Annotated in this window: 23 protein-coding genes, 1 pseudogene and 1 riboswitch; of the genes and pseudogenes, 11 read left to right on the forward strand and 13 right to left on the reverse strand. The window is 75.4% G+C overall.

Going from position 1 to position 21129, the window contains the following annotated elements; all coding sequences use genetic code 11:
• Window positions 1-9: 9 nt before the first annotated feature.
• The 4 genes from LG634_RS22165 to LG634_RS22180 all read right to left on the reverse strand — a co-directional run bounded on the left by LG634_RS22165 (window position 10) and on the right by LG634_RS22180 (window position 5616).
• On the reverse strand, window positions 10-1125 hold the full coding sequence (locus tag LG634_RS22165) for a hypothetical protein (RefSeq protein ID WP_226735661.1): 1116 nt from the start codon (window positions 1123-1125) through the stop codon (window positions 10-12).
• A gap of 86 nt (window positions 1126-1211) precedes the next feature.
• Window positions 1212-2621, reverse strand: a complete 1410-nt coding sequence (locus tag LG634_RS22170; protein WP_226735662.1) for a DUF2252 domain-containing protein — start codon at window positions 2619-2621, stop codon at window positions 1212-1214.
• A gap of 62 nt (window positions 2622-2683) precedes the next feature.
• Window positions 2684-2881 carry a DUF8691 family protein gene (locus LG634_RS22175; RefSeq protein WP_226735663.1) on the reverse strand — a complete coding sequence of 66 codons (198 nt, stop codon included), beginning with the start codon at window positions 2879-2881 and terminating at the stop codon, window positions 2684-2686.
• A 104-nt stretch (window positions 2882-2985) separates the two neighbouring features.
• Entirely contained in the window at window positions 2986-5616 is a 2631-nt protein-coding gene (locus tag LG634_RS22180; protein WP_226735664.1) for a helix-turn-helix transcriptional regulator, read from the reverse strand.
• Between the two features lie 313 nt (window positions 5617-5929).
• Between LG634_RS22180 and LG634_RS22185 the strand changes: the two genes are divergently transcribed.
• Window positions 5930-6343 (forward strand): SHOCT domain-containing protein, encoded by a 414-nt coding sequence (locus tag LG634_RS22185; protein WP_226735665.1) that lies wholly within the window; start codon window positions 5930-5932, stop codon window positions 6341-6343.
• Window positions 6344-6411: 68 nt separating this feature from the next.
• Here LG634_RS22185 and LG634_RS22190 read toward each other — a convergent pair whose 3' ends face one another.
• Complete coding sequence (locus tag LG634_RS22190; RefSeq protein WP_226735666.1) at window positions 6412-7848, reverse strand: FAD-dependent monooxygenase; 1437 nt, start codon at window positions 7846-7848, stop codon at window positions 6412-6414.
• Window positions 7849-7920: 72 nt separating this feature from the next.
• Between LG634_RS22190 and LG634_RS22195 the strand changes: the two genes are divergently transcribed.
• Window positions 7921-8571 (forward strand): TetR/AcrR family transcriptional regulator C-terminal domain-containing protein, encoded by a 651-nt coding sequence (locus tag LG634_RS22195; protein ID WP_226735667.1) that lies wholly within the window; start codon window positions 7921-7923, stop codon window positions 8569-8571.
• A gap of 25 nt (window positions 8572-8596) precedes the next feature.
• Here the strand turns inward: LG634_RS22195 and LG634_RS22200 are convergent, their stop codons facing one another.
• Both LG634_RS22200 and LG634_RS22205 read right to left on the reverse strand, forming a co-directional pair.
• Window positions 8597-9337 (reverse strand): SAM-dependent methyltransferase, encoded by a 741-nt coding sequence (locus tag LG634_RS22200; protein WP_226735668.1) that lies wholly within the window; start codon window positions 9335-9337, stop codon window positions 8597-8599.
• Between the two features lie 50 nt (window positions 9338-9387).
• Window positions 9388-9733, reverse strand: a pseudogene (locus tag LG634_RS22205) (UTRA domain-containing protein); the annotation flags it as partial.
• A gap of 368 nt (window positions 9734-10101) precedes the next feature.
• Here LG634_RS22205 and LG634_RS22210 point away from each other — a divergent pair.
• Window positions 10102-10425 carry a hypothetical protein gene (locus LG634_RS22210; protein ID WP_226735669.1) on the forward strand — a complete coding sequence of 108 codons (324 nt, stop codon included), beginning with the start codon at window positions 10102-10104 and terminating at the stop codon, window positions 10423-10425.
• Between the two features lie 27 nt (window positions 10426-10452).
• Here the strand turns inward: LG634_RS22210 and LG634_RS22215 are convergent, their stop codons facing one another.
• Entirely contained in the window at window positions 10453-11244 is a 792-nt protein-coding gene (locus tag LG634_RS22215) for an SDR family NAD(P)-dependent oxidoreductase (RefSeq protein WP_226735670.1), read from the reverse strand.
• Window positions 11245-11397: 153 nt separating this feature from the next.
• Here LG634_RS22215 and LG634_RS22220 point away from each other — a divergent pair, with 153 nt between their 5' ends.
• The 3 genes from LG634_RS22220 (at window position 11398) to LG634_RS22230 (ending at window position 13882) form a co-directional block, all read left to right on the forward strand.
• A complete protein-coding gene (locus tag LG634_RS22220; RefSeq protein ID WP_226735671.1) occupies window positions 11398-11973 on the forward strand; it encodes a TetR/AcrR family transcriptional regulator in 576 nt (191 codons plus the stop codon).
• Window positions 11974-12391: 418 nt separating this feature from the next.
• Entirely contained in the window at window positions 12392-13450 is a 1059-nt protein-coding gene (locus tag LG634_RS22225; RefSeq protein WP_226735672.1) for a hypothetical protein, read from the forward strand.
• 51 nt (window positions 13451-13501) lie between these two features.
• Entirely contained in the window at window positions 13502-13882 is a 381-nt protein-coding gene (locus tag LG634_RS22230) for a VOC family protein (protein WP_226735673.1), read from the forward strand.
• Window positions 13883-13900: 18 nt separating this feature from the next.
• On the opposite strand, the gene LG634_RS22235 is transcribed toward LG634_RS22230, so the two are convergent.
• Window positions 13901-14866 carry a helix-turn-helix transcriptional regulator gene (locus LG634_RS22235; RefSeq protein WP_226735674.1) on the reverse strand — a complete coding sequence of 322 codons (966 nt, stop codon included), beginning with the start codon at window positions 14864-14866 and terminating at the stop codon, window positions 13901-13903.
• Window positions 14867-14929: 63 nt separating this feature from the next.
• On the opposite strand from LG634_RS22235, the gene LG634_RS22240 reads away from it, so the two are divergent.
• The 5 genes from LG634_RS22240 (at window position 14930) to LG634_RS22260 (ending at window position 18070) form a co-directional block, all read left to right on the forward strand.
• Window positions 14930-15316: a VOC family protein gene (locus LG634_RS22240; protein ID WP_226735675.1), complete on the forward strand. Its 387-nt coding sequence runs from the start codon at window positions 14930-14932 to the stop codon at window positions 15314-15316.
• A 163-nt stretch (window positions 15317-15479) separates the two neighbouring features.
• Window positions 15480-15890, forward strand: a complete 411-nt coding sequence (locus LG634_RS22245; RefSeq protein WP_226735700.1) for a rodlin — start codon at window positions 15480-15482, stop codon at window positions 15888-15890.
• Window positions 15891-16074: 184 nt separating this feature from the next.
• Complete coding sequence (locus tag LG634_RS22250; protein ID WP_226735676.1) at window positions 16075-16527, forward strand: hypothetical protein; 453 nt, start codon at window positions 16075-16077, stop codon at window positions 16525-16527.
• Between the two features lie 107 nt (window positions 16528-16634).
• Complete coding sequence (gene sigK / locus LG634_RS22255; RefSeq protein ID WP_226735677.1) at window positions 16635-17225, forward strand: ECF RNA polymerase sigma factor SigK; 591 nt, start codon at window positions 16635-16637, stop codon at window positions 17223-17225.
• Window positions 17225-18070: an anti-sigma factor gene (locus LG634_RS22260; RefSeq protein WP_226735678.1), complete on the forward strand. Its 846-nt coding sequence runs from the start codon at window positions 17225-17227 to the stop codon at window positions 18068-18070. The genes sigK and LG634_RS22260 overlap by 1 nt, the downstream gene beginning before the upstream one ends.
• 15 nt (window positions 18071-18085) lie before the next feature.
• On the opposite strand, the gene LG634_RS22265 is transcribed toward LG634_RS22260, so the two are convergent.
• The 4 genes from LG634_RS22265 to LG634_RS22280 form a co-directional block, all read right to left on the reverse strand.
• A complete protein-coding gene (locus LG634_RS22265; protein WP_226735679.1) occupies window positions 18086-18523 on the reverse strand; it encodes a hypothetical protein in 438 nt (145 codons plus the stop codon).
• On the reverse strand, window positions 18516-18980 hold the full coding sequence (locus tag LG634_RS22270; RefSeq protein ID WP_226735680.1) for an Ohr family peroxiredoxin: 465 nt from the start codon (window positions 18978-18980) through the stop codon (window positions 18516-18518). Before LG634_RS22270 ends, LG634_RS22265 begins: the two co-directional genes overlap by 8 nt.
• Window positions 18981-19059: 79 nt before the next feature.
• Window positions 19060-19122: riboswitch (guanidine-III (ykkC-III) riboswitch) on the reverse strand.
• Between the two features lie 82 nt (window positions 19123-19204).
• On the reverse strand, window positions 19205-19897 hold the full coding sequence (locus LG634_RS22275) for a response regulator (RefSeq protein ID WP_226735681.1): 693 nt from the start codon (window positions 19895-19897) through the stop codon (window positions 19205-19207).
• Complete coding sequence (locus tag LG634_RS22280; protein ID WP_226735682.1) at window positions 19894-21090, reverse strand: sensor histidine kinase; 1197 nt, start codon at window positions 21088-21090, stop codon at window positions 19894-19896. The genes LG634_RS22275 and LG634_RS22280 overlap by 4 nt, the downstream gene beginning before the upstream one ends.
• Between the last annotated feature and the right edge of the window lie 39 nt (window positions 21091-21129).

Here is a 21129-nt window from a genome sequence, read left to right on the forward strand (position 1 = left end):
CCCGGGTGGTCAGCCGCGCGGGCCCCAGCGGTTGCGGAGGTACCAGACGGTGCCGATGGCCGTGGAGACGAGGGTGACGACCACGGCCAGGACGGGCCAGCGGGAGTCCTCGACCGCGGCGACGAGGACGAGGCCGATGGCGGCTGCGGGCAGCAGGAGGGAGGAGAGGGTGCGGAGGGCTGCGGCGATCATGCCGGGGTCCGCACGCGTGGGAAGGTCCGCGGCCGGAGGGTCGGCGGCCCGTGCGCTCTGCCCGGGTGGGGCGGAGCGGTGGAAGGCGATGGTGCGGGCGGCCAGCTGTCCCGTCGACTGGTGGTAGGAGTACGCGAGGTACGGGAGCCAGACGAGCGGGGCGATCGTGCCCAGGGCGAACACGCCGAGCACCAGCGCCCAGCGGCCCGCCCTGACCAGCCGGCCGGTCGGGGTCCTGGGCCCGAGGAGCCCCAGCAGGTACGCCATGCGCACGACGGTGGCGATCAGGGCGGTTATGCGGGCCGGGCTTGCGTTCGCCCCTCCCCGGACCTCGTCCGGGGGACGGATGCTGCGGGGCGGAATCCGGCCCCGCCGGCGTTTGAGGTGCGGGGTCCCGGGCGGAGCCCCGACGGGGTGGCCCTGACCCGCCGGCCGGCACGGCGCGACGGCGGCGAGCGCGGCCCGGGCGGTGCGGACGTCCGGGTGGGCACCCTGGATGACCAGGAGTTCCGCCGTGCGGTCGGGGGCGGTGGCGTCGTGGCCGGCCACGGCGGCGAGTTCCAGGGCCATGCGCAGCTGGGCCAGCAGGGCGGCGCAGAACGCGAACGGGACGAGGACGATGAACGGGCCGCCGACGAAGGCCCCTTCGACCACCACGACCCGCCGGCCGCGCGCGACGACCAGGGCCTGGAGTTCGGCCGGGCCGGCGTCCGGGTGCTCGGCGCGGATCCGGGCGACCGTACGGGCGGCCGCGGGCCCCAGCCGGCGGGAGGCGAACGTCGTGAGGATCTCGGGCAGCCGGCCGGGATCGGTCAGGACCGCGCGCAGCAGCCACCGTGCGAGCCGCTGCTCGCGCGGCCGGCGGGTGCGGCCGGCGCCGCCCGCGGCCGCGTCCCTGCCGTCCCTGCCGTCCCTGCCGTCCGTGCCGTGCATGGGTCCGTCCTGCTCCTTCCTCGGCAGTGCCGGTGCCGGTCTCGGGGACTGCCGACCGTCGTTCCACGGCCGTCATTCCTCGGCCGTCATTCCTCGGCCGTCGGGATGCGTCCGGTGCGGGCGGCTTCCGCCAGGGTGTCGTGGTCGCGGCCGTTGCGGTCGGCGTAGGTCTCGGCGAAGGCGGTCAGCGAGCGGGTGAAGGTGTCCGACGTGCCGAGGTAGGCGGCGATGGCGATCGGGTCGCCGGAGCGGGCGTGGCCGCGGGCGAGGGAGGCGCCGCAGGCGCGGGCGAGCAGGCGCATGCCCTCGGGGCGGATGCCGTCCGTGGGGACGGAGCCCTTCCAGTCGTGGAGCTGCCGGACGTAGAAGTCCCGGGAGCGGCCGTCGATCCCGGTGACGCGTTCCCAGCCGAGGAAGATGTCTCCGGCGGCCTGCATCAGCCTCTGGCCGACCACCACGCGCTGCCCCTGGCTCTCGTACGGGACGGCCGGGGTGTACGGGTCCAGGACGGACGGGCCGGCCTCCTTGGCCTGCAGGAGCAGCGGATCCTCGTCGTCGCGGCCGGTCAGGAGGATGATCCAGCAGCGGGTGCCGACGCTGCCGACGCCGACCACCTTGCGGGCCATGTCGGCGATCCGGAACCGCCCGAGCAGCTGCCGGCGTTCCGGCGGCAGGCTCTGCGCGTACGTGTCGATCAGTCCGCGCAGCGCAGTGTCCTGCTGCACTCCCGGGGCGCCCTCCAGCAGGTCGGACACGGGGGTGATCAGCGGCGGGTCGGCGATGATGCGGAGCCTGCCGTCGACGCGGCGGGTGAGTTTGGCGGCGGCCCGCAGGTGGTCCCTGCTGCGGGCCTTGGCGGCGAGGCGTTCGGCCCGGCGGCGGATGCCCTCGCCGCCCTGCGCGGCGAGGGCCTGGAGCTCGTCGGCGTCGTCCTGGGCGTACCAGACGTCGAGGGTGCGCATGCCGGCGAGGCGGTGCATCCGCTGCTGGTAGGCGGTCACCGCCGCGCGGACGGCCGCGGCGCGTTCGGCGGCGGAGAAGCCGTTCTCGCGGCCGGCCACGGCAAGGCTGGCGGCGAGGCGTTTGACGTCCCATTCGAAGGGGCCGGGGTGGGTTTCGTCGAAGTCGTTCACGTCGAAGACGAGGGCGCGTTCTGCGGAGGCGAACAGGCCGAAGTTCATGACGTGCGCGTCGCCGCACAGCTGCACGGTCAGCCCGGTGTGCGGAGCGGGTCCGAGGTCGCCGGCCATGAGGGCGGCAGCGCCGCGGTAGAACGCGAAGGGCGAGCGGAGCATCCGGCCGTACCGGAGGGGTACGAGTTCCGGTACGCGGGTCCCCGCCTGGGCCTCCAGCACGGCGACGGGGTCGCGGCCGGCCGCCGGCGGGTCGAGGCGGGCGTGGGCGGAGCGGCGGACCCGGGCGCGGGCGGCCCGGCCGCGGCGGGCGCGTTCGCGGGGGGTGGGGCCGTCGCCCCAGGGGAAGGACGGGCTGGTCACGGTGGCGCCTCCTCACGGCCGGTGCCGTCCGGTGGCCGCGGCCGCACGGGCGGCCGGGGTGTTCAGTCGGGCAGGCGGCGCATCTCCTCGACGTGCAGGCCGAGGTCGCGGAACCGGCCGAGCAGCCCGTACAGGTGGGCTTCGTCGGCGACGGTCCCGAAGAACAGGGTCTGCCGGGACGGCGGCGCCGTGTCGAGCTCCGGGAACGCGTGTGCCAAGGGCTCGGACACGAGGCCGGTGATCCGGAATTCGTAGCGCATGGGCGGCCGTCCTTCCGTCCTCGTCCGCCGGGGCCGGGGGGCCTCCCCTGCATGGTGCGCCGGGGCGGGGGCGGGCGCCTCACCCGCGGGAGGTGAGGGGCGGGTCACAGGAGGTGGAGTTCCCGGGCCCGGTCCACGGCGTCGCGGCGGCGGGAGACGCACAGTTTGCGGTAGGCGCCGCGCAGGTGGGTCTTGACGGTGTTGACGGACAGCCGCAGCTCCGCGGCGATCTCCTCGGTGGACATCATGCGGGCCGCGTGGCGGAGGACTTCCGTCTCGCGGGGGCTGAGGGGCTCGGTCGCGGCGGTGGGCGCGGCCGCCGGTGCGGCGGTCAGCCAGGCGTGGACGCCGCTCGGTCCGGCGAGGTGCCGGACCCAGGGGCCGGCCTCCGTGAAGGGCTGCCGGAGCAGTTCGGGGCGGGCGGCGGCGAGGGCTTCGGCGAGCCGGGCGCGGGCGGTGTCCTCGTCGCCGCCGGCGAGCGCCAGCCGGGCGCGGGCGAGCGCCAGGCCCACCAGGTCGGCGGGGGTGGCCTCCGACGGACCGGGCTGCGCCGCCGCGTCGAGCAGCGGGCGGGCGCGTGCGGGCTGTCCGGCGGCGAGGTGCGCGCGGGCGAGCAGGATCCGGCGGGCCGGCAGGGCGGCGGGGAGGTGCTGCAGGGCACGGTCGGCCGCGGCGTGGTCGCCCTGTGCCAGGGCGGCACCGGCCCGCGCCAGGGCGAGGCGTACGCCCGTCCCGGGGTGGGCGTCGAGAAGGGTGCGGGCGGCCTGCTTGCGGCCCCGGGCGAGTTCGAGCCGGGCGGTCAGGACCAGCCGTTCCGCGTCGAGGTCCGGGTCGCGGCCGGTGTCGGGGGCGAGGGCGGTGCGGTCGAGGTGGGCGACCGCGGCGACGAGGTCGCCCTGCTCCACGGCGACGGCGGCGAGCGCGAGGCCGGCGGCGCCGGAGCGGTGGGCGTCGGGGATGCCGTGCCGGTCGGCGAGGCCGTAGGCCGCCGCACCGTGCTCCCGGGCGCGGGCCAGCGCCCCGGCGGCGGCGTCGGCCAGGGCGAGGCGGCCGAGGATCTTGTGCCGCAGCAGCACCAGCGGGTCGTCGCCGGGGCAGGCCCGGGCCGCCTGCTCCAGCTCCTGCCGGGCCGCCTGCACGGCTCCGGTGCGCAGCCGGGCGCAGCCCAGCCCGTAGCGGCGCAGCGGCTCCAGCTCGGGGTGGCGGGCGCGTTCCTCCGGGGTCAGGCGGTCCAGCAGCCCGGTGATCTGCTCGGCCTCCCGCTCGGCGGGCCCGTCCGGCAGGGAGAGCAGCCGCAGCAGGGCGAGGGTGAGCTGCGCGGCGAGCCGGTCCCCGCCGTCCGGCGCGGGCGAGGCGTCCGGCCGGCCCCGGCCCGGTCCGGCGGCGGCGGACAGGTGGGAGCGGGCGGCGGCGGGGTCGTCACGGGTCAGGCAGCGGGCGGCCGCGACGAGGTGGGCGGCCGGGCCGGGCGGGTCCGGCGGCATGGCGGTGAAGGTGTCCGCGGACGGGATCGCGCCCGGGTCGACGAGGAGGGGACCGACCAGCAGGTTCCGTACGGTCAGCTCGGCGGCGAGGCGCCAGTCGCCGCCTGCCGCGGCCTCCGCGACGGCGTCGGACGGCTGGCCGCGGGCGGCGTACCAGCGGGCGGCGCGGCAGTGCAGCCGGGGTTCGAGGTCCGGGTGCCGGCTGCGGAGGTGGGCGCGCAGGACGGCGGCGAAGAGGGGATGGAAGCGGTACCAGCGGGTGCCCGCGAGAGGCTCGACGAAGGCGTGGCGGTGCGCCAGGTCCTCCAGGGTGCGCTCGGCGTCGGGCCGTCCGGTGAGCGCGGCGGCGAGGCCGGGGTGGACCCGGCTGAGGACGGCGGTGCGCAGCAGCAGGTCGCGGGCCGGGGCGGGCTGGACCGCGAGCACTTCGGCGAGGAGGTAGTCGGAGACGGCCTGCTCGGAGGCGGTGAGGGAGCGGGCGAAGGCGGCGGGATCGTCGGTCCGCGCCATGGCGAGGGCGCACAGCCGCAGTCCGGCGGCCCACCCTTCGGTGTGCCGGAAGAGGACGTCGACCAGGTCGTCGGAGTCCGGGGCCGGGGCCGGGGCCGGTTGCCTGCGGAGGTGGCCGGCGAGGAGCGCTCCGGCCTCGGAACGGGTGAAGGCGAGGTCCCGTTCGCGGATCTCGTGGAGGCGGCCGTCGGCCCGGTAGCGGTGGAGCGGCAGGGGCGGGTCCGCCCGGCCGAGGAGGACCGTGCGCAGGGCCGGCCCGGCGTGTTCGACGAGGAACCGCAGGCCGTCGTACACACTGCGGCCGGTCCTGTCGTCCAGCCCGTCGACGACGAGGACCAGCGGTTCCGGCAGCCGTTCCAGGGCGGCGGCCAGCCGTACGAACAGGGAGCGGTCGACGTCGGCCGCCCGGACGGGCGTACCCAGGTCGGCGCCGGCGAGTGCGCCGCCGCGCCGGAGGCCTTCGACGAGGTACGCCCAGAAGACGCCGGGGGTGTCCTCGGGTTCCGCGGTGAGCCAGACGGTGGGGGCGGCCGGCGGGCGGGCGGCGGCCCAGGAGGCGGCGAGGACGGTCTTGCCGACGCCGGCGCCGCCGGTGACGAGGGTCAGCGGGCCCTGCGCGCCGAGGGTGAGCCGGTGCAGCAGCCGGTCGCGGCGGACGAGGCCGGGGGCCTGGAGCGGCACGGCGAGCTTCGCGGCCAGCAGGGGGTCCGCCGGTCCGGGCCCCCGGACGGGCGCGGGCACGGGGTCACGTCCCCGCCGGGGCGCACCGGCCGCGCGTGCTGCTCACGTCCACGCTGCCCCTTTCCGCTGCGGGTGCGCCGGAACCGTCCCGGCGGCCGGACACCCTCCATCGTCACCGTCCGGTGTCTTGATCGCCACGCCGCGCGAGTCACCCGCCGCGGGTGATGGCGGGTGGGCCGCGTGCGGTCATCCTCGGGGCGACGGGCAGGATGCGGGCCGGTGGACACGGCCCCGCTGCCCGGGACCGGCGTGTGCCGGGTCCGGCCGGCGGGCCGGGGCGGTACGGCAAGGAAGCCTCGGAAGGAGGCCTGTCATGGCGGGTCAAGTCCTCGCGTACGACTATCCGTTGCTGGGCGCGTTCTGGACCGTGTTGTGGATCTTCCTGTGGGTGATGTGGTTCATGCTGCTGTTCCGCATCATCGTCGACGTCTTCCGGGACGACGGCATCAGCGGCTGGGCCAAGACGGGCTGGCTGGTGCTGGTGCTCATCGTGCCGTTCCTCGGCGTGCTGGTGTACGTGATCGCACGCGGCAGGGGCATGGGGTCCCGGGAGATCAAGCACGCCCAGGAGCAGAAGGCGATGGTGGACGACTACATCCGTGAGACCGCCGCGAAGACCGCGCCCCCGAGCCATGTGGACGAGCTGGACCGGCTCGCCCGGCTGAAGGCCAGCGGGGACCTGACCACCGAGGAGTTCGAGCGGGCCAAGGAGAAGATCCTGCACTGACCGCACGCGCCCGCCGGACCCGGCCGCCCGCCGCCCGGGGCGGCGGGCGGCGGGCGGCGGGCCGGGTGTTACCGGCCGGTGAGGGCGGCGGTGTGGGCGGCCAGGCCGTCGGCCGTGGTGCCGGCCCAGGCGAGGTGGCCGTCGGGACGGACGAGGAACACGCCGTCGCCGTAGGCCTCGTAGGACGGGAAGCGGACGGTGCGGACGGCGGGCAGACCGGGCAGGTCCGGCAGGTCCGGCACGGCCGCCCCGGCGGCGCCCACCGCGAGGAGCGTCCAGTGGGTGCCGCGGAAGGCGTCGAAGAGCCGGATGCCGCCGCGCACCCCGTCCGGGGCGCGGTCCCCGGCCCGGAGTGCGTCGTCGGGGAGGCCTGGGCGGGTTTCGGCGGTGAGGGCGGAGTCGCGGTAGCCGATGCCGAGCTGGCGGGTGGCCGCGCCGCGGCGGGCCTGTCCGCGGTGGATGCGGGTGGACAGGCCGAGCATCTCGGCGGCGACGGGCAGGCGTTCGTCCTCGTAGCTGTCGAGCAGGGACCCGGCGGCGGTGCCGCGCAGGACGGCGGCCAGTTTCCAGCCGAGGTTGTAGGCGTCCTGGATGCTGGTGTTGAGTCCCTGGCCGCCGGCGGGCGAGTGGACGTGGGCGCTGTCGCCGGCGAGGAAGATCCGACCGTCGCGGAACCGGTCGGCCATCGCGGCCCGGGGCCGGAAGCCGGAGGCCCACCGCACCTCGGTCACGGCGTTGGGGGCCAGGTGCGTGCGGGCGGCGACCAGTGCGCGGATCCCGTCCGGGGAGAGGTCGGGGGCGGTGCCCTCCGGGAACCGGGCGACGAGCTGGAAGTCGGCGGTGCCGGCCAGCGGGCAGATCGCGAGGAACCCGGAGCCGTCGGCCGGCGGGAAGACGTGCCAGTTGTCCCGGTCGAGGCCGGTGATGCGGACGTCGGCGACGAGCATGGGGTCCGGGTCGACGGTTTCGCCGGTCATGCCGATGCCCAGGGCGCGCCGGACGGTGGAGCGTCCGCCGTCGGCGGCGACGGCGTAGCGGGCGCGGACGGGCGGGCCGCCGGCGAAGGCGGCGGTGACGCCGTCATCGTCCTGCCGGATGCCGGTCAGCTCCCGGCCGAAGGCGACGGCGCCGCCCAGTTCGGCGAGCCGGGCGGCCAGGATCTCCTGGGTCCGCCACTGCGGCACCATCCAGGGTCCGGCGTACGGGGCGCCCTCGCCGGGCTCGGTCTCGTCGAACATCCGGTGCTCGCCGGCGCGGATGCCGTTCTGCCAGATCATCCCGACCGGGTAGGGCCCCCCGGCGGCCCGTACGGCGTCGTGGACGCCGAGGTCGTCGAGGACTTCCAGGGTGCGGGGCTGGAGGCCCTTGCCGCGGGAGCCGGGGAAGAGGGCGTCGGCCTTCTCCACGACGAGGGCGTCGACGCCGTGCCGGGCGAGGTCGACGGCGAGTGCGAGGCCGGTGGGGCCGGCTCCCACGATGAGTACGTCCACAACGGGTGCAGCCATGACAAATCTCCTTAACGGCGTTAAGTGATACGGCCCGCCCAGCATGCGTTTAACGCTGTTAAGCTGTCAAGCGTGGCAACGAGGAGAGCACCGAAGCTGGACAAGAAGCAGGCCGTCGACACCGCACTGCGGCTGCTCGACGAGGTCGGGCTGGACGGGCTGACGCTCCGCGCCATCGCCAGGGAGCTGGACGTCCAGGCGCCCGCCCTCTACTGGCACTTCAAGAACAAGCAGGAACTCCTGGACGAGATGGCCACGGAGATGTACCGGCGGATGGTCGCCGGGCAGCGCATCGCCCCCGGCGCGACCTGGCAGGAGCGGCTCACGGCCGCGAGCACCGGTCTGCGGACGGCCCTGCTCGGCTACCGCGACGGCGCGAAGGTCTACAGCGGCTCCCGGTTCACCGGTACCGAGCACGCGGTCCGGCTCGAAGAGAACCTGCAGGCCTTCGTCACCGCGGGCTTCACACTCCCCCAGGCCGTACGCGCCCTCACCACGGCGTACCTGTTCACGCTGGGCTTCGTCACGGAGGAGCAGGGCGTCGAACCCGCCCCGGGCGAGCGCCGGGACGGGTTCGACGTGACGGAACGCGCCGCGCGGATGGCGGACTTCCCGCTCGCCGCCACCGCGGGCGCCGAGCTGTTCCAGGACTTCGGGCAGGGCTTCGAGGAGAGCCTCCGGCTCCTGATCGCCGGCATCGAGGCGCGCTACGGCGTCGCCTGATCCGCGCGCGCCCGCCGGGCCGGACTCAGTCGCCGACCGGACGCAGCACGAGGCTGACGAAGCCGAAGACGTCGCGGTAGCCCCGCAGCCACTCGGTGCGGTGGGCGGCCGCCGCCTCCAGCGCCCGGGTGCTGTCCGGGTCCTCGGGGTGGTCCAGCGCCCAGGCCGCCAGTGACCCCGTCCACGACCACTCGTAGGCGTCGAGTTCGGCGCGGGAGCTGATGTGCCCCTGCACAGGGACCCAGCCGTCCGCCGCGATGCGGTCCAGGGTCGTCGGGAGGTCTTCGAGCTCGCCGAGCACGGCGACGGCTTCGGCGGACGGTTCGCCGTCCCAGAAGCCGTCGCCGACGAGGACCCGGCCGCCGGGGGCCAGGTGCTCGCGGGCGGCGGCGAGCGTGGGCAGCAGCCCGCCGAAGGCGTGCGTGGCGCCCACGCACAGCACGAGGTCGAAGGCCCCGCCGGGGGCGAATCCGGCGGCGTCCCCGTGGTGCAGGACCAGGCGGTCCCCGACCCCGGCCCGGGCCGCGGCCTGCCGGGCGCGGGCCAGCGCGGCCGCGGAGACGTCGACGCCCTCGGCCCGCAGCTGCGGGTGCGCGGACAGGGCCCGCAGCAGCCACTCGCCGCCACCGCAGCCGAGATCGAGCAGCCGCCCCCGACCGCCCGCGGGCAGGGCGCTGTCCAGCAGGAGGCGCACCGCCCCGTCGTCGAGCGGGGCGGCGATCGGGTGGCCGGTGTGGGCTATGCGGGAGATCTCTTCACGGTTCACCAGCGGAGCCTGCCACCCGGCCGTGCCGGCCGCACCCGGGTTTCCGGCGGTCAGGCCGGCCGGAGGGAGGCGGCCAGTGCGTGGTTGCCGATCGAGTTGTGCACGCGGAAGCCGCCCGCGACCGACTCGGTGCCGGTCGTCGGGCCACTCGACCGGGCGGCCCGCGGCGGTGGTGGTCATCCGGCACACCCGCAGCAGCAGGCTGGTCCGCCGCACGCCCAGCAGCCCGGCGTCCTGCGCGCCCGCCGCGACCGCGTCGATCAGGTGCTCCCCGTGCGCGAACACCACGCCCGTGCCGTCCGGCAGACGCCCGGTCACCGAGGCGCAGTCCGGCTCGATCCGCTCGACGGCGGGCGCGATCCAGCCCGCGCACACCGTGCGCTCCAGAAGCACCGGCGAGAGTGTGCGCCCGGCACCGCGGGGCAGGCAGGAGCCTGACGACAGGGCCCGGGGACGGCAGCGGCCGCGCCGAGCCCCAGGACCGCATCGACTACGCCCCCCACGCGGACGCCGGGCTCACCGTCGCCAACTCCGGCGCCCAGATCACCGGCCGGTCGGCCCGCGGCCCCCCGCACGGGACCGGCGCTCACGGAGGACTGAGACACGCGGAGGGCCGAGACACGCGGAGGGCCGAGACGCGCGGAGGGCCGAGACGCGCGGACGGCCCGCGGCGGACCGATGGAGGGCGGGCCGACCGACCCGGGCGGGCGTACGGGCCGAGCCGGGGCGGGTGGCAACGGGTCGAGGGCGTTACCGTGGCCGGTATGAGTGCCGATTCCCCGGCCCTGCCGACGGCAGCCTGCCCGGACTGCGCCCGCCTGCACCAGGCCGTACGGCCGATGGACCGCCCCCGGCCCGACGCGCCCGGAGGCGCGCCCCGGCCGCTGTCGGCGCTGGCCCGCCATCTGGCCAACCGTCATCTCGACCTGGTCCCGGGCTGGGTCGACGGCTGCGACCGCTGCGACGAGGTCAGTACGGCGCTGCGAGAGGCCGCCGATCAGGGGCTGCTGGGCGCCGGGGCGGCCCAGGCGGGCGCCGAACACCGGGCACTGCACCTGCTGACCGCACCGGACGGCCGGTTCCGCTGACGGACTGCCGCGCCCCGGCCTGCCGGCCTACCGTTGGCCGCGCTGCGCCTCGACGATCTGCCGTACGGTGCCTTCGGCGCCGGAGCGGGCCTGGACGCGTTCGGCGAACCGGGGGAACTGGCCGGCGACCGCGCTCAGCAGCCGCAGCTCCAGCGGGGCCACGTTCACCTCGGTCAGGTCCCGGCGGACGGCCCGGACGACGGCGTCGGCGACCTGCTCGGGAGTGACGGTCCGGATGCCGCCCGGCGTGGCGGCGCCGGTGGCCGCGAACATGCCGGCGTCCCGGACGAACCCCGGCTGGACCAGCGACACCCCCACCCCGGTGCCGCCGAGGTCCTGGCGCAGCGCGAGGGCGAAGCCGCGCAGCCCGAACTTGGTCGCGTTGTACAAGGAGCTGGACTTGGTCGCCGCCTTGCCGGATATGGAGCCGACGAGCACGATGTGGCCGCGGCCGCGCTCCAGCATCCGCTCGGCGAGCAGCCGGGACAGCAGGATCGGGGACCGCAGGTTGACGTCGAGGGCGCGGTCGAGCTGCTCCTCGGTGTAGTCGAGGAGGTCCCCGCTCGCGGGGAGGGCCGCGTTGGCGACGAGCACGTCCGTGTCGGCGCACTCCTCGGCGAGGCGGCTCACATCGGCCCGTACGGCGAGGTCGGCGACCACGGCACGGGCCCCGTGGGCGTCGGCGACGGTCTTGAGGGCCGCGTCGCGCCGCCCGGTGACCGTGAGGCGGGCCCCGGACGCCGACAGCCGCGCGGCCAGGCACTCGCCGAGGCCTCCGGTGGCGCCGGTGAGCAGAACACGCTGTCCGGACAGGTTCACGGCAACTCCCACTTCTCGCACTCATGTTGTTCGTTCGAACGAACACTAGGGAGGGGTGCGGGGCGTTGTCCAGAGCGGCCGGGGAGTCGACGGACGCGGCGGACTCGGGGGGCGGCAGGCCGGGGACCCGGCCCGGTAGGTGAGAATGTCGGCATGTCTCCTGCTGCCGACACCCGCCAGAGCATCGTCGACGCCGTACTGCGGATCATCGGGCAGGACGGCGTGGCCGCCGTGACCAACCGGCGGATCGCGAAGGAGGCCGCGGTCTCCCTCGGCTCGGTCACGTACCACTTCGCCACCCAGCACGACCTGTTGCGGGAGAGCCTGCTGCATTTCGTGACCGAGGAGACCCGGACCTTCACGGCGCTGGCCGACGACTGCTCGGACGGTCTCGACCTCGGGCAGGCAGTGGAGGTGGTGGCCCGGGTCGCGGGCGGCACCGCGTTCGACGACCGGCACATCGCACCCTTCGAACTGTACGTCCAGGCCGGGCGGGACGAGCGGTTGCGCGCGGCGGCGGCGGAGTGCTTCGCGGCGTACGACCGGCTGGCGGCACGGATCCTGGGGCAGCTCGGGGTCCCCGACGCCGAGCGGATGGCGGGGGTGGCCGTCGCGCTCGTCTTCGGCCAGCAGCTGCGCCGGCTGGCGACGGGGGCGCCGGCGGAGGACCTGGTGGACGCGCTGCTCGTCCTGACCCGGGTGGCACCGGAGGGTCCGGCCACGCCGTGACCCGGGCGGTGGCCTGTACACCGTCCCGCCGAGCCCCTCCGGCTGCGCCGGGGCAGATCCAGCCGAGCCGGCCTGTGAGGCGAACCGGGGCTCACTTCAGCCCCGCCGGCGTTTGAGGCGCGGGGGTGTGGGGGCGGAGCCCCTGCAACGGGGGACGCCGCTCGGCGGGCCGATACCGCGGGGCACATCCAGCCCGTCCGGCGATCGAGGACCCCGGTACGGGCCGGAGACCCGCACGGCGCGGGGGCCAGGGGGGCCAACAGTCGTAGACGGGGCGGGGATTCCACCGTTGCACCCCGGCCACCGCGGAACGTCACTACGCTGCCCGCAGGCCCGCTCGGCCGGATTCGTCGCCATTGGGGGGATGACGAACGCCCGGGCCCCACTGCGCTTTCCGCACTCCTGGGGGGAGAATCCCTTGACCCTGCCCATGCCCCGCTGGACCACCGCTCTGGCCGCCGGCGCCGTCCTCGTGGCCGGCGGCACCGCGTCCGCCGACGTCCGGCCCGCCACCTCGTCCGGGTCCGTCGAGATGGCCGGCGAACTGCAGTCGACCGCCGCGACGACCTGCTTCAAGAAGTCGTACCCGAACTGCGTGAGTTCGGACCCGAAGGTCGCGTTCCGGCTGGTCAGCCGGGGTGACACCAGCCGGTGCACGTTCCGGCTCAAGACCGTCTGGGGCGACGGCGAGACCACGACCCGCGACTTCGCCGGCGGCCCCGACGGCACGACCCTGACGCCCGTGGAGCACACGTACAAGAAGCCCAACCCGTTCCTCGTACCGAAGACGTACGCCATCAACTGGACGGTCAGCGTCAGCAGCGGCACCTGCTACCCCAGCTCGGACAGCCCCACCTTCCGCCGCACCTGCGCCACCAAGTCGCTCAGTGGAGCGGCCTGGGCCCAGCAGTTCCCGGCCAGCACGCGCCTGGAGGACCTGGAGGCCGGCTACCGCACGAAGGTGACCGGATTCGTGAAGGCCATGCGGGCCGGCGGCATCAGGGTGACGCCCGTGACGACGTACCGACCCGCGGAGCGGGCGTACATGATGCACTACGCCTGGCGGATCATGAAGAAGCAGATCACGCCCGACAAGGTCCCCGCGTTCAAGCCGGCGAAGGGCCAGTCCCCCGTCAACATCTGCTGGCAGCACACGGATGCGAACGGCAAGTACGACGCCGCCGCTTCGGTGGCCGCCGCCACGCGCCTGAACACCGCGTTCGGCACCGACCCGAACAACCGGGTGGCGCCCGCCCTGAACACGCTGCACACGCCTCGGCTCGCGATCGACATGAACACCACGTGGTCCGCGCGCAGCATCACGGTCGCCGACAAGTCCGGCACCCCGGTGACCATCGCCACCACCCCGCGCACCGGCCTGAACAGCAAGCTCATCGCGGTCGGCGCCACGTACGGCGTGATCCACTTCGCGCCGCCGAAGAGTGACCCGAACCACTGGTCGTACAACGGCCGCTGATCCGCCCCGACTGCGCGTAGGCTGCGAGGGACTGCCTCGAAGGAGCGGACGATGGACATCAAGCTGGAGCTGGTCGCCGTGCCCGTCACGGACGTGGACCGGGCCAAGGCGTTCTACGAGCAGGTCGGCTTCCACGCGGACCACGACGTGACGGTCAGCGAGGAGGTGCGTTTCGTCCAGCTCACCCCACCCGGCTCGGCCTGCTCGATCGCCCTCGGCAAGGGGCTGACCAAGATGGCGCCCGGCTCGCTGGACAACATGCAGGTCGTGGTCGCGGACATCGAGGCGGCGCATTCCGAGCTGACCGCGCGGGGCATCGAAGTCAGCGGGATCGACGACCAGCCGTGGGGTTCCTTCGTGTACTTCTCGGACCCGGACGGCAACGGCTGGGCGGTCCAGCAGACCACCCCGCGCAACGCACCGGCCGCCTGACCGTACGTCCGACCGGCCCTACCGGGGCCGGCCTCCCCCGTTGTCCTCGGACAGGTCTCGGGTCCGGCGCAGCAGCGCCTCCCTTACGCAGTCCGGTGACAGGACCCGCAGCGTGGTGCCCAGGCCGAGGAGGTACGCGGCGAGCTGTTCGGCGTCGTTGCCGCCGATTTCGACGATGGTGGCGTCGGGGCCGTCCGGGTGATGGGTGCCGATCGTGGGCGGGACCAGCCGTAGCGCCCGGTCCATGGGGTGCGCCAGCCGGACCGTGACGTAGAGCGGGTACACGACGCCCGCGATGGACCGGGAGACGAGGAGCGCCGGGTCAGGCGGGTCGACGAGTTCGACGGCATGTCCGGTCGAATGCACGTGTGCCACCCGGTCGGCCCGGAACGTCCGCCACTGGTCCCGTGCCACGTCCCGGGCGACGAAGTACCAGCGGCGGCCCGTGTGTACCAGGCGGTAGGGGTCGACGTCCCGGACAGTGGCCTTCCCCGCATGGTCTCGGTACGAAAGACGGGAGCGCTCTCCACGACGGCAGGCGGCGGCCAGTTCCGTCAGCACGCCGGGCGGGATCTGAGGTCCCCCGGGCCTGGGAGTGTGGACGAAGGTCGCATCCATCTCGCCCAGCCGGTCCGCGATCCGGGGCGGTAGGACCTGCCGTAGTTTCAGCAGCGCCGACAGCGCGGCCCGGTCGCTGCCCAGGACTCCGCTGAGCGCGGCGTCTCGCAGCGCGACGGCCACGGCCAGGGCCTCCTCGTCGTCGAGGACCAGCGGTGGCACCCGGGTGCCACCGCCGAGGCGGTAGCCGCCCCAGGGCCCCGGGTCGGACTCGATGCCGTAGCCGAGTTCCCGCAGCCGGGCGATGTCCCGCCGAACCGTGCGGTCGGTGACCGCCATCCGCTCAGCCAGCTCGCGGCACGTCCACGTCGGTCGAGCGGACAGCAGCGAGACCAGTCGGAGCAGGCGGGCGGAGGTGCTGATCACATCCCGAAGTGTTCCCCATGACCAGGACCGGAGCTGTCCTGGTCCCGTCATAACGTCCTCCGCATGAACACCGGACCCACATCCGCACCCGCGATCCGCTTGCTGTCCGTCGACTTCGATTGCCCGGACCCCGCCGAGCTGGCCCGCTTCTACGGCGATGCGCTCAGCTTGCCCGTCGTCTACTCCAGCGACGACTTCGTCCTGCTCGGCCGCGAGGGTTCACCTGGACTGGGCTTCATCCGGGTGGCCGACTACCGGCGTCCGACCTGGCCGGACCCGTCCCAGGGCAAGCAGGCTCACATCGAACTGGGCGTCGACGATCTGGACACCGCCCACGCACGGATGCTGGCACTGGGCGCCATGGAACCCCCTGTCCAACCGCACCCCGATCAGCGGAGGATCCTGCTGGACCCCGCAGGCCACCCCTTCTGCATCTCCACGCAGGACTGAGGACTTCCCGGGCACCGTGGTCATCACCCGTGGACCGACCCGGACCCCGTCCGGGGCCGGCGGATCACCCGTCCAGGTGGTGGAGCGCAACTTCCGGGCGGATCGGGGGTCACACCGGTGTGCCCCCGCACCTGGGGGTCTTCACCACACGAACAGGATCATGATGCTCAAGAAGGCTGTGCAGACCGCCGCCGTTGCCGCTTCGCTCCTCGGCGCCGGTGCCGCCCTGGCCACCCCGGCCATGGCCATCGGCAACGACGAGGGCGTCAACACCGTCAACGGCAACGGTGCGGCCCAGATCTACGGCAACGGGGAGACCAAGGGCAAGATGAGCCCGCAGGCGACCCTGGTCCAGGGCACCGCCAACAAGCTCTGCCTCGGCGTGCCCGCCAAGGTCAACGCCCAGTCCCTCGTCGGCGCTCTCAACATCGGCGTCCAGGACATCCCGGTCCTGTCTGCCCCGCAGACCCAGCAGTGCACCGAGAACTCCACGCAGGCCAAGGGCGACGAGCCGGTCTCGCACGTCCTCAGCAACATCCCGATCCTCTCGGGCAACCTCTCCGCGGGCAGCTGACCCGCACGGCACCCGCGTCCGGGCGGGCACGCACTCCGCAGCCGCGGTGCGTGCCCGCCCCCGGCGTTTCCGGACCCGGGTCGGCCTGCGGTACGTCCGCGGGGCGGCCCGGCTACGAATCACAGGCATCCCCCGGCGGGAGCCACCCGCGGGGGACGGCGGCGACGGCGAGGAGGTGCCGGTCATGGCCGGTTCGCTGGGAGTCCGACGGCTGGTGGTCAGTGCGGCGGCGGCAGGTCTGGTGGCGGGCGGTGCGGCCGGGACGGGGGCGGCCGCGGCCGCGTCCGGACCGCCCGCGGGGACGGAGAAGCTTCAGCCCGCCGACCACCGGTCCGACATGTGCTTCTGGAAGCACGGGCAGTGGGTGAAGAAGTGGGTCAAGGGCCACTGGGAGAAGCGGTGGCAGCACGGCTGGTGGTCGCACGAGAAGGTCTGGCAGCCCGGCCACGAGGACCGCAACGGGCGGTGGCACCCCGGGCACTGGGAGTGGAAGAAGGTCCACCACAAGGGCCACTGGGTCTGGGTGCACGTGCCCGGCCACTGGAAGTGGGTGCACGTCAAGGGGCACCTGGTCTGCAAGGACGACCACCGGTGGGACCGCTACCAGGACTCGGACCAAGGCCGCTGGAAGAGGTAGCACCTGCGCGCGGCCCGGCGCCGCGGTGATGCGCCCGCCGGCCATCGGTGCTGGCATGGAAGGGCAGGCACCGACGACGGCCGGCGCGGGAGCGAGGTGCGGTGAGTGTGACCGCGGGAGAACCGCGGTCCTCCTCGGGGGACCGCACGGCAGCGGGGCCGGACCTCGACGATCTGCTGCGCCGGACGGCCGGCGGCGACCGGGACGCCTTCACCCGGCTCTACGAGGCGGTGTGCCGTCCGGTCGTCGGACTGGTGACCGCCGTGGTCCGGGACGCCGCCCAGGCCGAGGAGGTGGCGCAGGAGGTGCTGGTCGAGGTCTGGCGCACGGCCGGCCGGTTCCGCTCCGACCGGGGCAGCGCCATGACCTGGGTGCTCACCCTCGCGCACCGGCGGGCCGTCGACCGGGTGCGGTCGGCCCGGGCGGCGGGTGAGCGGGAGCGGCGGAGCGCGGTGCGGGACTGGGAGCGGCCGTACGACGAGGTGGCCGAGGAGGTCGAACGGCACCTGGAGCACGAGCGGGTCGGCCGCTGTCTGGCGGAGCTGTCCCGTGCGCAGCGCGAGTGCCTGGTCCTGGCGTACTACGCAGGCCTGACGCACCGCGAGGTGGCGGCGGCGCTGACCCAGCCCCTGGGCACGGTCAAGGCCCGCCTGCGGTCGGGTCTGCGGCTGCTGGGCGAGTGCCTGGGGAGGCCGTGATGGCCGAGGACGGACCCCACGACGCGGTGGGCGCATACGTGCTCGACGCGCTGCCGGACGACGACCGGCGCGCCTTCGAGGCCCATGCCGCGGCCTGCCCGGAGTGCACCCGCGAGGTGGCCGCCCTGGGCGCCGTGGCGGCCCGCCTGGGCGAGGCCCTGGCCGCCGACCCGCCGCCGGGACTGCGGGAGCGGGTCCTGCGGGCGGTCGGGCAGGTGGCGCAGGAGGGGCAGAAGGGGCAGGAGGGGCAGGAGAGGCACGGGGCGGAGCCGGTGGCGGACGTCGTCGTTCCGGTGGTGCGGCCCCGGCGGCGGGTGCCGGCGGCAGTGCTCGCGGCGGTCGTGGCGGCGGTGCTGGGGCTCGGCGGGCTGGCCGTGTGGCAGTGGCGGGAGGCGGCGGACGCGCGGGCCGAGGTGCAGCGGGCCGAGCGGCAGGCGGCGGGGGTGGCGGACGTGCTCGCGGCGCCGGACGTGCAGGTTCGGACGAAGGCGCTGGCCGGCGCGGGCCGGGCCACGGTGGCGGTGTCGCGCGGCGCGGACGTCGCGGCCTTCTTCGCGACCGGGCTGCCGGCGCTGCCCGCGGGCAAGACGTACGAGCTGTGGTTCGGTGGGGCCGGCGCCTACCGGCCGGCCGGGCTGCTGCCCGGCGCCGGCGACCGGCAGCTGCGCCTCGAAGGGCCGGTCGCCGGGGCGACGGCGGTGTGCGTCACGGTCGAACCGGCCGGCGGCTCCCCCGCCCCGACCGGCCCGGTGGTCGCATGGATCGGCCTGCCGTCGGAGACGGAGCAGCCTCCCGCCCCGCCGCCCGACCCCGACCCCGACCCGGGCGACTTCCCGTATCCGTAGACCGGCTGCGTGCCGTCAGAGCCGGGCGTACGTGCCCGCCACGTCGTCCACGTGGACGACGTGGCGGCCGACGCGGACCACGTGCCAGCCCGGGCCGGACCAGGAGCCGGTCCCGGTGTCCTCGGCGGGCAGCGGGGTCCACACCTCCAGGAAGGTGCCGCCGTCCGGGTTGGTGCCCCATTCGACGAGGTCGCAGCCGTCCCGGCGGAACGTGCCGATGTCCTCGCCGGGCTCGCCCGTCAGGTGGTGGAAGTGCACCCGGCGGCCGTCGAACGAGGTGGTGCCGGCGAAGCCGCGGCTGTCCGCGAAGTACGGTCCGGCCTGGAGCCACACCACCTCGCGGTCTTCCTCCAGCGGCCCGCCGTCGCGGCTGATGCCGCGCCGCAGCCAGGCCGCCCTCGCGGGCACCGGCACGCCCGGCCCGCCGGGCTCCGGGGCGCGGCGCTCAGCCATCGGTGCTGCTGTCGGCGTCGCTGTCGGCGGCGTCCACTGCGTGCAGCGTGACCTCGATGTTGCCCCGTACCGCCTGCGAGTACGGGCAGACCGCGTCCGCCCGGTGCAGCAGGGGCAGCAGGTCGGTGGCCCGCCAGCCCGGCAGGGAGACGGTGAGGCCGACCGCGAGGCCGTATCCGGCGGGGGTGTCGGTGGTGCCGAGCTGCACCTCGCAGGCCACCCGCGCGGCCGAGGCGTCGGCCCCGAACTCGGCGGCGACCTCGGCCAGCGCGGAGGTGAAGCAGGCTGCGAACCCGGCCGCGAACAGCTGCTCGGGGTTGGTGGTGCCCGGCACCTTCTTGCGCGGCGGGGCGAGCCGGACGTCGAGCCGCCCGTCGTCGGTGACCACGGTTCCGGTCCGGCCGCCGTCGGCCTGCGCGGTGGTGCGGTAGAGGGTGCGGGTGAGCGGCACGGTCATCGGTTCGGCCCATCTGTGCGACGAGGGGACGCCGCCCGGGGCCGGACGGCGCTTCGGCGCCCGTGGTACGGGGTCGCCTGGCGCGTCGTCGTGCATGACCGGGTACGGCGCATCTCGTCCGGGGCCTCGGGACCGGGCCGCCGCACAATCTAGCAACGGGGTGCCGCCCGCCGGGACCGCCCCCGCCGGTGACGCTCCTCACCCGCACGCGGTCGCGGCCGCCGTCACGGCATCAGGCCGGACTGGTACGAGATCGCCACCGCCTGTGCCCGGTCCCGGGCGCCGAGCTTGGCGAGGATCCGTTTCACGTGCGTCTTGACGGTGGACTCGGCCAGCGACAGCAGGCCGGCGATCTCCGTGTTGGACAGGCCCCGGGCGACCTGCCGCAGCACCTCGCGCTCCCGGGCGGTGAGCCGCTCCAGCCGGGCGTCGCCGGACGGGCCGGCGCCGGCGACGGGGCCCGGTGCGGGCTGGGCGGCGAGCCGGGCGAGGACCTCGCGGGTGACGGCCGGGTCCAGCAGGGCCTCCCCCGCGGCGACCGTCCGTACCGCGTCGACGAGACGTTCCGGCGAGGCCCGCTTGAGGAGGAACCCGCTCGCCCCGGCCCGTACCGCGTTCCGGACGTACGCGTCGTGGTGGAAGGTCGTCAGGACCAGCACCCGGGTGGGCAGGCCGGCGGCCGTCACCCGCCGGGTGGCCTCGACGCCGTCGACGCCGGGCATCCGGATGTCCATGAGGACCACGTCGGGGGCGAGTTCGCGGCACAGGCGGACCGCTTCCAGGCCGTCCGCCGCCTGCCCGACGACCTCCAGGCCGTCCTCGGTGCCGAGGACCAGCGCGAGCCCGGCCCGCAGCAGGGCGTCGTCGTCGGCCAGGACGATCCGGATCCGGTCCGGCGCGGGCTGCGGGCCGGTCATCGGACCGGGAGGCGGACGTGCAGGCGGAAACCGCCGCGCTCGCCCGGCCCGTGGTCGAGGGTGCCGCCGAGGACCGCGACGCGTTCGCCGATGCCGAGCAGGCCCCGGCCGGGGACGTAGCCGGCGGGCGCGCCGTGCCCGTCGTCGCCGACCTCGATGTCGAGCAGGTCGCCGGCCCGCCGGACGGTCACGGCGGCGGCTCCGGCCCGGGCGTGCTTGACCGTGTTGGTGAGCGCCTCCTGCACGATCCGGTAGGCCGACACGTCGATGCTGCTGGGCAGTTCGCCGCGGCCCGGGTCCACCCGGGCGTCGACGGCGATCCCGGCCTGCGCCAGGCGGGCCGCGAGCCGGGGCAGGTCGGCGAGACCGGGCCGCCCGTCCGCCTCGTCCGCAACGGGCAGGTCCGCACCGGTCGGGTCCGGTAGCGGGAGCCCGGGCGCGGCCGTGCGCCGCAGCAGGCCGAGGACGCGGTCCAGTTCGTCGAGGGCGTCCCGGCCGGTGTCCTCCAGTTGCCCGAGCACCTCGCGGGCCCGGTCGGGGTCGCGGTCCAGCAGCCGCCGGGTGGCGCCGGCCTGGACCAGCATCAGGTTGACGGTGTGTCCGATGAGGTCGTGCAACTCGCGGGCCATCCGGGCGCGTTCGCCGGCGACGGCCTCCCGGCGCAGCCGGCGCCGGGAGGCGTCGCGTTCCTCCAGGCGCCGGGCGGTGCCGTAGCCGATCGCCCAGACCAGCAGCCACAGGAAGAGCACCCCGGCGGGCATCGCGTTCCACAGGCGTTCGCCGTCCGCTCCGGCGAAGTAGGCGACCATGCCGGGGTACGCGGTGAACGGGCCGAGCCAGGCCCGGGTCCGGGTCCCGTACAGGCCGAGGGAGTACAGGCCGAGCAGGTTGGCGTACGGGGAGACCGGGCCGGCCGTGCACCAGAGCGCCTCCGCGGACAGGGCCGCGGTGCCGACCGCGTAGGCGGTCAGGGGCGCCGTGCGGCGGAAGACGAGGGCGCCGGCGACGAGCGTGGCGCACAGCAGGGCGGGTGCCGTCCGGGCGCCGGTCCGGTCGAGGAGCATCGCGGCGAGGAAGCCCGCGGCGAGCGCGGCGTCGGCGGCCGCGCGGCGGGAGGCGGCCGGGACCGGCAATCGTTCGGGCAGCGGCAGCCGCAGACGCCGGGCGGCCAAGGGCGTCGTGAGCCGGTGCATCGCAGTCGTTCCCTCCAGCCTGAGACGGCACGCGGAGCG

The organism is Streptomyces bambusae, assembly GCF_020532645.1.
GTDB lineage: Bacteria > Actinomycetota > Actinomycetes > Streptomycetales > Streptomycetaceae > Streptomyces > Streptomyces bambusae.

Bases quoted from the DNA above. Each gene is read 5' to 3' on its own strand.
- LG634_RS22165 (WP_226735661.1), bottom strand. From the start codon at position 1,125: ATGCACGGCACGGACGGCAGGGACGGCAGGGACGGCAGGGACGCGGCC.
- LG634_RS22175 (WP_226735663.1), bottom strand. From the start codon at position 2,881: ATGCGCTACGAATTCCGGATCACCGGCCTCGTGTCCGAGCCCTTGGCA.
- LG634_RS22185 (WP_226735665.1), top strand. From the start codon at position 5,930: ATGGCGGGTCAAGTCCTCGCGTACGACTATCCGTTGCTGGGCGCGTTC.
- LG634_RS22190 (WP_226735666.1), bottom strand. From the start codon at position 7,848: ATGGCTGCACCCGTTGTGGACGTACTCATCGTGGGAGCCGGCCCCACC.
- LG634_RS22210 (WP_226735669.1), top strand. From the start codon at position 10,102: ATGAGTGCCGATTCCCCGGCCCTGCCGACGGCAGCCTGCCCGGACTGC.
- LG634_RS22220 (WP_226735671.1), top strand. From the start codon at position 11,398: ATGTCTCCTGCTGCCGACACCCGCCAGAGCATCGTCGACGCCGTACTG.
- LG634_RS22230 (WP_226735673.1), top strand. From the start codon at position 13,502: ATGGACATCAAGCTGGAGCTGGTCGCCGTGCCCGTCACGGACGTGGAC.
- LG634_RS22240 (WP_226735675.1), top strand. From the start codon at position 14,930: ATGAACACCGGACCCACATCCGCACCCGCGATCCGCTTGCTGTCCGTC.
- LG634_RS22245 (WP_226735700.1), top strand. From the start codon at position 15,480: ATGCTCAAGAAGGCTGTGCAGACCGCCGCCGTTGCCGCTTCGCTCCTC.
- LG634_RS22250 (WP_226735676.1), top strand. From the start codon at position 16,075: ATGGCCGGTTCGCTGGGAGTCCGACGGCTGGTGGTCAGTGCGGCGGCG.
- LG634_RS22260 (WP_226735678.1), top strand. From the start codon at position 17,225: ATGGCCGAGGACGGACCCCACGACGCGGTGGGCGCATACGTGCTCGAC.
- LG634_RS22265 (WP_226735679.1), bottom strand. From the start codon at position 18,523: ATGGCTGAGCGCCGCGCCCCGGAGCCCGGCGGGCCGGGCGTGCCGGTG.
- LG634_RS22270 (WP_226735680.1), bottom strand. From the start codon at position 18,980: ATGACCGTGCCGCTCACCCGCACCCTCTACCGCACCACCGCGCAGGCC.
- LG634_RS22275 (WP_226735681.1), bottom strand. From the start codon at position 19,897: ATGACCGGCCCGCAGCCCGCGCCGGACCGGATCCGGATCGTCCTGGCC.
- LG634_RS22280 (WP_226735682.1), bottom strand. From the start codon at position 21,090: ATGCACCGGCTCACGACGCCCTTGGCCGCCCGGCGTCTGCGGCTGCCG.